The following is a 9,218-nucleotide window of genomic DNA, read 5'->3' on the forward strand; positions in this document are numbered from 1 at the left end:
CGATCAGGTCCAGTAGAGGATCCGGCAGGCCGGCAGCCGCTCGGCCAGCTCGCGCTCGAACCACGAGCGCAACTCGGCCATCGTGTCGCGCGGGTAGACGTACTTGACCGCGCCGAACCGGCCGTGCCGGCGGCTGCGCAGCGTCTCGTCCATCTCCAGCTTCGTGCGCGGGTACCAGCCGAGCAGCACCTCCTTGCTGCCCGGGGTGAACCGGTGCGTGATCAGTTCGGCGGTCAGGTCCAGGTCGGGCACCCCGTCGACCGCCGCCGCGACCGCGCCGAGCAGCTCGCCGTAGTGCGCCCGCCAGTCGGGCAGCGGCATGATCGGGGCGATGGTCAGGCCGACCGGGTAGCCGTCCTGGGCGAGCCGGCGCAGCGCGGCCAGCCGGTCCGGCACCCGGGCCGTACCGCCCTCCATCCGCTCGCTCACCGGCCGGCAGTTGACGCTGAACCGCACCCGGGTGCGGCCGGCGTGTGGCAGCCCGACGAAGCTGTCCACGTCGGCGTACTTGGTGGTCCAGCGCAGCTGCACCGGCGCGTCCCAGCCGGCGAAGTGCTCCACCGCCCGCCGCCAGCTGCCGGTCAGGTGCTCCAGGGCGAGCGGATCGGTGTAGCAGGACGCCTCGAACGTGGTGCCCTCCCCGGCCCGGCGCGGGTTGCGGCTGGTCACCGTCCCCTGCCCGGCGTAGCCGGCCAGCCCGGCCAGGATGTCGTCGAGGTCGGCGTAGACCCGGGTCACCGGTGGGCCGGAGAGCGAGCCGGCCAGGTAGCAGTACTGGCAGTGCGCCGGGCAGCCCTCGGCCAGGTCGAACCGCCAGTCCGCGCTCGGCGCGATCGGTTGCAGCTTCCGGCGCGACGGCGGGCTCACCACGATCGCCAGGGTCGACTTCGCCCGGGCGTACGTCTCCCGCTCGGTGTCGCCGCGCACCCCGGCCAGCCGGTTGGACCGCAGCCGCTCGACCTCGATGCCCAGGGCCGCCAACCGCTCCACGATCCGCCGCCCGTGCGGCTGGTCCAGCGCCGCCGGGGTGGCGACCACCCGCCGGGGCGTCCAGCGCCGCGCCGGGCGGGCCACCGGCGCCAGCCCGGCCAGCTGACGGATCGGCACCCGCTCTCCGCTGGCGTCGTGCGGCGCGGGGGGTACGTCGACGGCGAGCGGCTCGTCGACGTCCACGACCTCGGCGTTCGGCCTCATCCCGGCGGGGTACCCGGTTCCGCCCCGATCGCACGTTCGGGTTATTCGGTTGCCCGGCCGGCGGGTGCGCTGCTGCACTGCCCACGACTGCCGACAACCGGAAGGGATCCTGGGAATGCGCGCGACGTTCATGTCCACCCAGCTCGGAATCGTTCTCGACCCGAAGGACATGACGCGGCGTGAAGACGCTCAACGTAGGGATCCTGGCGCATGTTGACGCCGGAAAGACCAGCCTGACCGAACGACTGCTGCACGCCGTCGGCGTGATCGACGAGCCCGGCAGCGTGGACGCGGGCACCACCCGTACCGACTCGTTGCCGCTGGAGCGGCAGCGGGGCATCACCATCCGCTCCGCCGTCGTGTCGTTCCTGATCGGCGACGTGACGGTCAACCTGATCGACACGCCCGGCCACCCGGACTTCATCGCCGAGGTGGAGCGCGCGCTCGGCGTGCTCGACGGCGCCGTGCTGGTGGTCTCGGCCGTCGAGGGCGTCCAGGCGCAGACCCGGGTGCTGATGCGCACGCTCCAGCGCCTGCGGCTGCCCACCCTGATCTTCGTCAACAAGATCGACCGGGCCGGCGCGGACGCCGACCGCACCCTGCGGGACATCGCCGCCCGGCTCCGCGCCGCCATCGTGCCAATGGGCGCCGTCGAGCGGCCCGGCACCCCCGACGCTCGCTTCGTCCCGTACGCCGACACCGATCCGGCCCTCACCGGCCGGCTGCTCGACCTGCTCACCGCGCGCGACGAGGCGCTGCTGACCGCGTACGTCGAGGACGAGGCGGCGGTGGACGCACCGCGGCTGCGGACGGCGCTCGCCGCGCAGTCCCGCCGCGCGCTGGTCCACCCGGTGCTCGCCGGCTCGGCGGTCACCGGCGCCGGCGTCGACGCGCTGGTCGCCGCCCTGCCCGACCTGCTGCCCGCGACCAGCGGTGACGTCGACGCGCCGGTCTCCGGCACGGTCTTCAAGGTCGAGCGTGGCCCGGCCGGCGAGAAGCTCGCCTACGTCCGGATGTTCGGCGGGACGCTGCGCATCCGCCACCGGCTGCCCGCCGGCCCGGCCCACCATCCGAAGGTGACCGGCATCGAACTCTTCGACCAGGGCACCGCCGTCCGTGCCGACGCGGTGACCGCCGGCCGGATCGCCATCCTGCGCGGGCTGGACCACCTCCGGGTCGGCGACCCGGTCGGCGCGCCGCCGCCGGGGGCCCGCCGGCACTTCCCGCCGCCCACCCTGGAGACCGTCGTGCTGCCGCGGCGCCCCAGCGACCGGGGGGCGCTGCACGCGGCGCTCACCCAGCTCGCCGAGCAGGACCCGCTGATCAACGTCCGGCAGGACCCGATCCGGCGGGAGATCTCCGTGTCGCTCTACGGCGAGGTGCAGAAGGAGGTCATCCAGGCGGTCCTCGCCGACGACCACGGCGTGGCCGTCACCTTCCGGGAGACCACCACCGTGCACGTGGAGCAGGTGATCGGGGTCGGCGCGGCGGTCGAGTTCATCGGCGTGCCGCCCAACCCGTTCCTCGCCACCGTCGGGCTGCGGGTCGAGCCCGGCCCGCCGGGCAGCGGGACCACCTTCCGGCTCGGCGTGGAACTCGGCTCCATGCCGCCGGCGTTCTTCGCCGCCGTCGAGGAGACCGTGCACGAGACGCTGCGCCAGGGCCCGCACGGGTGGCAGGTCCTCGACTGCGCGGTCACCATGACCCACTCCGGGTACTGGGCGCGGCAGAGCCACGCGCACGGCACCTTCGACAAGAGCATGTCCAGCACCGCCGGGGACTTCCGCAACCTCACCCCGCTGGTGCTGATGGCGGCGTTGCGGCAGGCCGGCACCCGGGTGGCGGAGCCGATGCACCACTTCCGGCTGGAGGTGCCGGCCGACGTGCTCGGCGCGGTGCTGCCCATGCTGGCCGGGTTGGACGCGGTGCCCCGGCAGACCACCGCCCAGGGCGCGGCGTACGTGGTGGCGGGCGACATCCCCGCCGGGCGGGTGCACGCGCTGGAGCAGCAGCTGCCGGCGCTGACTCGGGGCGAGGGCATGCTGGAGTCCACCTTCGACCACCACCGCCCGGTACGCGGCGCGACGCCGGTGCGGGACCGCTCGGACCACGACCCGACGGACCGCCGGAAGTACCTGCTGGCGGTCGTCCGCCGGGTCGCCGGGTGGCGCGACGGATCGTGACCAACTCGCCGTCGAATATCAATTGCGGTCAGCCGGCGGGCCGCCTACTGTCCATGTCGCAAGGTCAACCGAGCCGCAGATCCCGTTTGGAGCACGCCGTGTCGCAGCGTAACCGCACCTACGCCAGGTGGCTTTCGCCATGTGGTGGTGCCCTGCGGTCCGCGGGCGAAGGCGTCCGGGGTCAGCGTCGGCAGGGCCGGCGACGGGGGTGGTGGCGCGACTAGCGCCGGCGCGTACGCGCAGCCGCCCACCCCACCGGGGCCTGGGCGGCTTTCTCGTTCCGGACGGGCGACGAGCCCGTCCCGACACGGGCCGTTGGAGCAACTGGAAGCTCACCGCCCGACCGCCGGCACCCGCCGGCACGGGCTGCGCGCTGGGCGCAGAGCGGCCTTGCACGCCGCTCCCGCCGGGTTCGATCCCCGGGCGGTCCACGATCACTATCGGTCACCGGAGACGGCGGCGACCAGACGACACGAGGAGCCGACGATGACTTTCAGCACGCTCGCGGGCACCCGCGCGCCGGTCCGGGTGTGGACCGACCCGTACGGCATCGAGCCGCAGGCCGCGCGGCAGCTGCGCAACATCGGCGCGCTCCCCTGGGTGGAGGGCGTCGCGGTCATGCCGGACGTGCACTTCGGCAAGGGCGCCACCGTCGGCTCGGTGATCGCGATGCGGCAGGCCGTCTCGCCGGCCGCGGTCGGCGTGGACATCGGCTGCGGGATGTCCGCGGTGCGCACCTCGCTCGCCGCGGCCGACCTGCCCGACGACCTGGCCGGGCTGCGCTCGGCGATCGAGGCGACGATCCCGGTCGGCTTCGCCCAGCGGGACACCGCCGTCGACCCGCGCCGGGTGCGCGGCCTGGAGCAGTCCGGCTGGGACGCGTTCTGGCGCGGCTTCGCCGACCTCGACAAGCGGGTGGCGCAGCTGGAGACCCGGGCCCAGCGGCAGCTGGGCACCCTCGGCGGCGGCAACCACTTCATCGAGGTCTGCCTGGAGCAGGGCGGCGCCGACGACGGCCGGGTCTGGCTGATGCTGCACTCCGGTTCCCGCAACATCGGCAAGGAACTGGCCGAGCGGCACATCGGGGTGGCCCGCCGGCTGCCGCACAACGCCGACCTGCCCGACCGGGACCTCGCGGTCTTCCTCGCCGGCACGCCGGAGATGGCGGCCTACCGGCGGGACCTGTTCTGGGCACAGGAGTACGCGCGGCGTAACCGGGCCGTGATGCTCGCCCTGCTCTGCGAGGTGGTGCGGGAGCAGTTCCCGCAGGTCGGCTACGACGAGCCGATCTCCTCCCACCACAACTACGTCGCGGAGGAGAGCTACGGCGGGGTGGACGTGCTGGTGACCCGCAAGGGCGCGATCCGGGCCGGTCGGGGGGACCTGGGGATCATCCCGGGGTCGATGGGCACCGGGTCGTACATCGTGCGCGGCAAGGGCAACCCGGACGCGTACTGCTCGGCCTCCCACGGGGCCGGGCGGCGGATGTCCCGGGCGCAGGCCAAGCGGACGTTCAGCACGGCCGACCTGGCGGCGCAGACCGCGGGGGTGGAGTGCCGCAAGGACGCCGGGGTGGTCGACGAGATCCCCGGCGCGTACAAGGACATCACCGAGGTGATGGCGCAGCAGGAGGACCTGGTCGAGGTGGTCGCCCACCTCAAGCAGGTGGTCTGCGTGAAGGGATGACCGCTGACCGGCGCCCCGGGGGGTTGGGGCGCCGGTCCGCACGCCCCGGTGGCGCAACGGAGAGCGCGCCGGTCTACGAATCCGGAGGGTCCAGGTTCGAATCCTGGCCGGGGCACGTGGTACGCCGCCCGGCGCGAACGCGTCGGGCGGCTGATGGGGGCTGGTGCAAACGGCAGCACGACCGCCTCTGGAGCGGCAGATGGAGGTTCGAGCCCTCCGCCCCCAGCGGACTAGCCGTCCATGGCAACGACGGGCATCGGTGCTGGCGGTCGGCTGTCGACGGTTGCCCAGCTGTCGGCCTCCACTTGATGCGACACGTCGTGGCTTCACTTGACGCGTGACGCGGTCCCTGGCTCGTTGGCTACCCCGTGTCAGCGCGGGGCGGCCGAGAGGGCTGGCCTATCCGCTTCTGGCTCCCCTCTGTGTCAAGACACCGCCGGGAGGAGAGTTCTATCCTGGGTCTCGGCGGGTCCGGGTAGTGACTTCTCCGAAGAGCCGGCTGGGGGATGAGAGTCGGTCACGCTGGAGTCAGTAGTCGTTCCCCGGTGTCCTCCCGGGCCCGCCGCCACGGCGGCCGCGTCGCTGATCATGCGGCGGTAGACGATGTCGGACAGGCGTCGTTTCAGGGCGCGCATCGCTTCCATCGATGTTTTGCCGGAGGCTTTCTTCCGGTCGAAGTAGGCGCGTCCTTCGGTGGGGTTGCGCAGCTGGACGGTGGCCATGATGTGCAGCACCCGGTTGATCTGCCGGTTCCCGGCGCGGGAGAGCCGGTGTCGTACATGCTCGCCGGAGGACGCGTCGATGGGGGCGGTGCCGTTCCAGGAGGCGAAGTGGGCTCGGTTGGGGAACCGGGTGATGTCGCCGACCTCGACCAGCAGCCGGGCGGCGCCGGAGGGTCCGATGCCGTGCAGGTCCATCAACGTGGTGCTGGTGGAGGTGACCAGTTCGGTCAGTTCCTTGTCTGCCTCCTTGGAGCGCCGGTAGACCCGTTCGAGGTCACTGATCAGCTCCGCGGCGACCCGCCGGCGGGCCTTGCCGACCGCGTCACGGGGCCGGACCGTGGCCAACAGTGCCTTGGCCTGGGCGGCGGACAGACTCTTCTTCGCCCCACCCGGGATCAGTTCCAGCAGCAGTTGATGCAGCTGGGACACCATCCGGGTGTGGTCCTCGCCGAGGGAGCGGCGCCGGTCGACCAGAATCCGCAGCAGGGCCAGCTGCTCATCGTTGACCACCGGGCGCAGCCCGGCCATGCGGGTGCCGACCAGCGCGATGGAGTGGGCGTCGGTGGCATCAGTCTTGCGGCCCTGCCCGGTGGCGAACACCCGCGCCCGGGCGGACAGCTTCGGCGGGACGTCGACGACCTGTTCGCCGTCGGCGATCAGCCGGTTGGCGATGTGCCGGCCGATGCCCTGGCAGCCCTCGATCGCCCAGACCCTGTGCGGCCACTGGCTGGCGTACTTCCTCATCGCCGTGTAGCCGTCGCGGTCGGTGTCGAACCGGCCGCCGCCGACGACGGTCTCGTCGCGGGCCATGACCTCGATCGTGGCAGAGCGCTTGTGCGGGTCCATCCCGATGACCAGACGATCTGACGTGCCACTCAACGCGTCCTCCGATGCTCGCTCCACCTGGGTTGTCGAGCCGGGAGGGCAACGCTACTTCGAGCAGAGCAAACCCCTCTTGAGCCTCTCCCCGCCCTGGGGCGACGCCCGGGCCGCGCAGGCCAGATGAGAGCCACACGACCAGCGTGGGCAGCCGAAATGAGAGCGACAGCCCGGGCGCCTCGACCGAAGCCTGGCCGGGCCACGGTCGCAGGTCAATGAAACAAGTAGCCGAAAGTAGTGCGCCTGATCATGGCCGGTGTCGGGCCCGAACGACGAAGTGTCCTAGTCTCGCATTGCGGCTTCGTATGCTGAGCGGAGCCTTTCGCTGGCTCGCGGAGCGTGTGGACTCGGCCCTGCGGCGCCGAGATGGACTTGGCGTAGCTCGTCCATGAACTGGTCGAGGAGCTCGGGGCCGCCGTCGCGGAGCAGCTCCGCACGGACGCGTAGGCGGCGTTCGCCGTCGCGGTGGGCCAGGCCCCAGGACCCGAGTGCCACCATGATCGGCAGCACCTGGATGCCCGCCTCGGTGAGTGAGTAGGCCGCCCGCTGCCCGCGTCGGGCGTCCTGGCGTGTGAGCAGCCCGGCCTGGGTGAGCCGTCGCAGGCGGCTGCTGAGGATATTGGTGGCGATGCCCTCCTCGCTGTCGGCGAGCAGCTCACGGAAGTGGCGACGGTTGCCGAAGATGATGTCGCGCAGTACGAGCATCGTCCATGGGTCGCCCAGCACTTCCACCGCCTGGTTGATCGGGCATTCGGACCGTGCCGCGGCATTTGTCGGCGACCTCTCCATAGTGATTGCAGGTTACCACCACTTGCTCTAGTGTTGGCGAGTAGTTGCAGATCGCAATCACTGGGAGGGCATGTGCCAGGCCGGTTCGTGTACTGGATGAACGTCTCCGTAGATCTCAAGATCGAGCACGCCGCGGGGGAGGAGGGCGGCGGAAACTGGCTACGCATCGGAGAGCCGCTGCATCGGGAGTTCAACGCGCGGGCCCGGGCGCTGACACTGATGATCCAGGGCCGCACGATCTACGAGACGATGGAGGCGTTCTGGTCAGGCGCGCGCAATGACGACACGCTGCCGGACCACCTTCGCGAGTACGGCGAGATCTGGACGTCGATGCCCAAGGTTCTCGTGTCCCGCACACGCACTGACGCCGGGCACAACACCCGGATCATCGGCCGGGACGACGACGCGATCGAGGCGCTCGCAAGGCTGCGGGACGAAACCGACGGCGACATAGGGGTCGGCGGCGCCACCCTCGCCACGCACCTGCTGCGCGCGGGGCTGCTCGATGAACTCCTGCTCTTCACGCACCCCGTCATCCTCAACGCGGGCCGACCGCTGTTCGACGACCACGACAAGCAGGTCGAACTGGACCTGCTCGAGCAAAGGTCCTTCGACCAAGGCGTCGCTCTGCATCGATACGCCGTCCGCCTGCCCTGACAGTGCCGCTAACAAACGTTCACGTTCGCGTCGTGGTGAGCTTCCCCCGGTTTCCCGGACACCTGAGCTGAGGCGACACTGGTCGCCGAGGGAGGAGTTCGGATGCCCGCACCACACCCGCCGGAGTTTCGTCAGCGCGCGGTCGAGTTGGCTCGGCTGCGGGAAGCCGATCCGGGAGGTCGCCAAGGACCTGGGGATCTCGGAGTCGTGTCTGCGGAACTGGCTGGCCCAGGCCGACACTGACGACGGTAAGCGCGAGGGCCTGACCAGCGACGAGCGCAAAGAGCTCGCGGCGCTGCGCAAGGAGAAGCGGCGTCTGGAGGTGGAGAACGAGATCCTGCGGCGGGCCGCTGCCTATTTCGCGAGGGAGAATGTCCTCCCAAAATGATCTACCCGGTCGTCGCCGATCTCGCCGCCGGCGGGATCGTGGTGGCGGTGGCGTGCCGGGTCCTCGGGGTGTCGAAGTCGGGTTACTACGACTGGCGCGACCGACCCGTCTCCAGGCGGAAGGCCGCCGATCAGGCGCTCGGTCAGCTGATCAGCGAGATCCATCAGGTGTCGCGGGACACCTACGGATCCCCGCGGGTGCACGCCAAGCTGTGGCTGGCCGCCGGGGTGCGGTGCGGCCGCAAACGCGTTGAGCGGCTCATGCGGCATGCCGGCCTGCAGGGCGTGTACCGGCGCCGGCGACGCGGATGCACCGTCCGGGACCCGCACGCGTCGCCGTCGGCGGACCTGGTCAACCGGCGGTTCGTCGCCGAACGGCCGGACGCGCTGTGGGTCACCGACATCACCCAGCACCGCACCCAGGGCGGCTGGGTGTACTGCGCGGTCGTGCTGGACGTGTTCGCCCGCCGGGTCGTGGGCTGGTCGATCGCCGACCACCTGCGCTCGGAACTGGTGATCGACGCCCTCGACATGGCCCGCTGGCGGCGCCGCCCTGTTGAGGGGCAAACCGTGGTCCACTCCGATCACGGCACTCAAGGCGAATTCAACTGATCGTCGCAACACCTCGACCACGGAGGTTTGCGATGGGGCGCGGTAAGAAGCAGATGCGTGGCGTGCCGGTTGGTGCGCGTCGCCAGTGGGCGTCGGATCGGGCGTTGCG

8 protein-coding genes and 2 tRNA genes are annotated in these 9,218 nt (G+C 71.5%); 7 read left to right on the top strand and 3 right to left on the bottom strand.

The window, feature by feature from the left end; all coding sequences use genetic code 11:
• Positions 1–3 precede the first annotated feature (3 nt).
• Positions 4–1,194, bottom strand: a complete 1,191-nt coding sequence (locus DLJ47_RS02495) for a spore photoproduct lyase family protein (RefSeq protein ID WP_199235665.1) — start codon at positions 1,192–1,194, stop codon at positions 4–6.
• A 179-nt stretch (positions 1,195–1,373) separates the two neighbouring features.
• Here DLJ47_RS02495 and DLJ47_RS02500 point away from each other — a divergent pair, with 179 nt between their 5' ends.
• From DLJ47_RS02500 to DLJ47_RS02515, 4 genes are all read left to right on the top strand, one after another.
• Positions 1,374–3,377: an elongation factor G gene (locus tag DLJ47_RS02500; protein ID WP_109898484.1), complete on the top strand. Its 2,004-nt coding sequence runs from the start codon at positions 1,374–1,376 to the stop codon at positions 3,375–3,377.
• Between the two features lie 486 nt (positions 3,378–3,863).
• Positions 3,864–5,063: an RtcB family protein gene (locus DLJ47_RS02505; protein WP_109898485.1), complete on the top strand. Its 1,200-nt coding sequence runs from the start codon at positions 3,864–3,866 to the stop codon at positions 5,061–5,063.
• Between the two features lie 42 nt (positions 5,064–5,105).
• Positions 5,106–5,178 (top strand) — tRNA-Arg (locus DLJ47_RS02510).
• A 39-nt stretch (positions 5,179–5,217) separates the two neighbouring features.
• Positions 5,218–5,289: transfer RNA gene (locus DLJ47_RS02515), tRNA-Gln, on the top strand.
• Positions 5,290–5,488: 199 nt separating this feature from the next.
• On the opposite strand, the gene DLJ47_RS02520 is transcribed toward DLJ47_RS02515, so the two are convergent.
• Both DLJ47_RS02520 and DLJ47_RS02525 read right to left on the bottom strand, forming a co-directional pair.
• Complete coding sequence (locus tag DLJ47_RS02520) at positions 5,489–6,631, bottom strand: IS110 family transposase (RefSeq protein WP_109898486.1); 1,143 nt, start codon at positions 6,629–6,631, stop codon at positions 5,489–5,491.
• Positions 6,632–6,946: 315 nt separating this feature from the next.
• The gene (locus DLJ47_RS02525) at positions 6,947–7,453 is read right to left on the bottom strand and encodes a winged helix-turn-helix transcriptional regulator (protein WP_109898487.1); all 507 of its coding nucleotides are present in this window, start codon (positions 7,451–7,453) and stop codon (positions 6,947–6,949) included.
• A 96-nt stretch (positions 7,454–7,549) separates the two neighbouring features.
• Between DLJ47_RS02525 and DLJ47_RS02530 the strand changes: the two genes are divergently transcribed.
• From DLJ47_RS02530 to DLJ47_RS02540, 3 genes are all read left to right on the top strand, one after another.
• Positions 7,550–8,110 (top strand): dihydrofolate reductase family protein, encoded by a 561-nt coding sequence (locus DLJ47_RS02530; RefSeq protein WP_233257620.1) that lies wholly within the window; start codon positions 7,550–7,552, stop codon positions 8,108–8,110.
• A gap of 169 nt (positions 8,111–8,279) precedes the next feature.
• Complete coding sequence (locus tag DLJ47_RS37835) at positions 8,280–8,498, top strand: transposase (protein ID WP_446723526.1); 219 nt, start codon at positions 8,280–8,282, stop codon at positions 8,496–8,498.
• Positions 8,495–9,109, top strand: a complete 615-nt coding sequence (locus tag DLJ47_RS02540) for an IS3 family transposase (RefSeq protein ID WP_109898490.1) — start codon at positions 8,495–8,497, stop codon at positions 9,107–9,109. The genes DLJ47_RS37835 and DLJ47_RS02540 overlap by 4 nt, the downstream gene beginning before the upstream one ends.
• The last annotated feature ends 109 nt before the right edge of the window (positions 9,110–9,218 follow it).

Origin of the sequence: Micromonospora sp. S4605, from assembly GCF_003176715.1 — a bacterium.
GTDB lineage: Bacteria > Actinomycetota > Actinomycetes > Mycobacteriales > Micromonosporaceae > Micromonospora > Micromonospora echinaurantiaca.

What these genes read in the sequence shown, in the direction of transcription:
- DLJ47_RS02530 (WP_233257620.1), top strand. Translation starts at nt 7,550, where the DNA reads ATGAACGTCTCCGTAGATCTCAAGATCGAGCACGCCGCGGGGGAGGAG.
- DLJ47_RS02540 (WP_109898490.1), top strand. Translation starts at nt 8,495, where the DNA reads ATGATCTACCCGGTCGTCGCCGATCTCGCCGCCGGCGGGATCGTGGTG.
- DLJ47_RS02495 (WP_199235665.1), bottom strand. Translation starts at nt 1,194, where the DNA reads ATGAGGCCGAACGCCGAGGTCGTGGACGTCGACGAGCCGCTCGCCGTC.
- DLJ47_RS02525 (WP_109898487.1), bottom strand. Translation starts at nt 7,453, where the DNA reads ATGGAGAGGTCGCCGACAAATGCCGCGGCACGGTCCGAATGCCCGATC.
- DLJ47_RS02520 (WP_109898486.1), bottom strand. Translation starts at nt 6,631, where the DNA reads ATGGACCCGCACAAGCGCTCTGCCACGATCGAGGTCATGGCCCGCGAC.
- DLJ47_RS02505 (WP_109898485.1), top strand. Translation starts at nt 3,864, where the DNA reads ATGACTTTCAGCACGCTCGCGGGCACCCGCGCGCCGGTCCGGGTGTGG.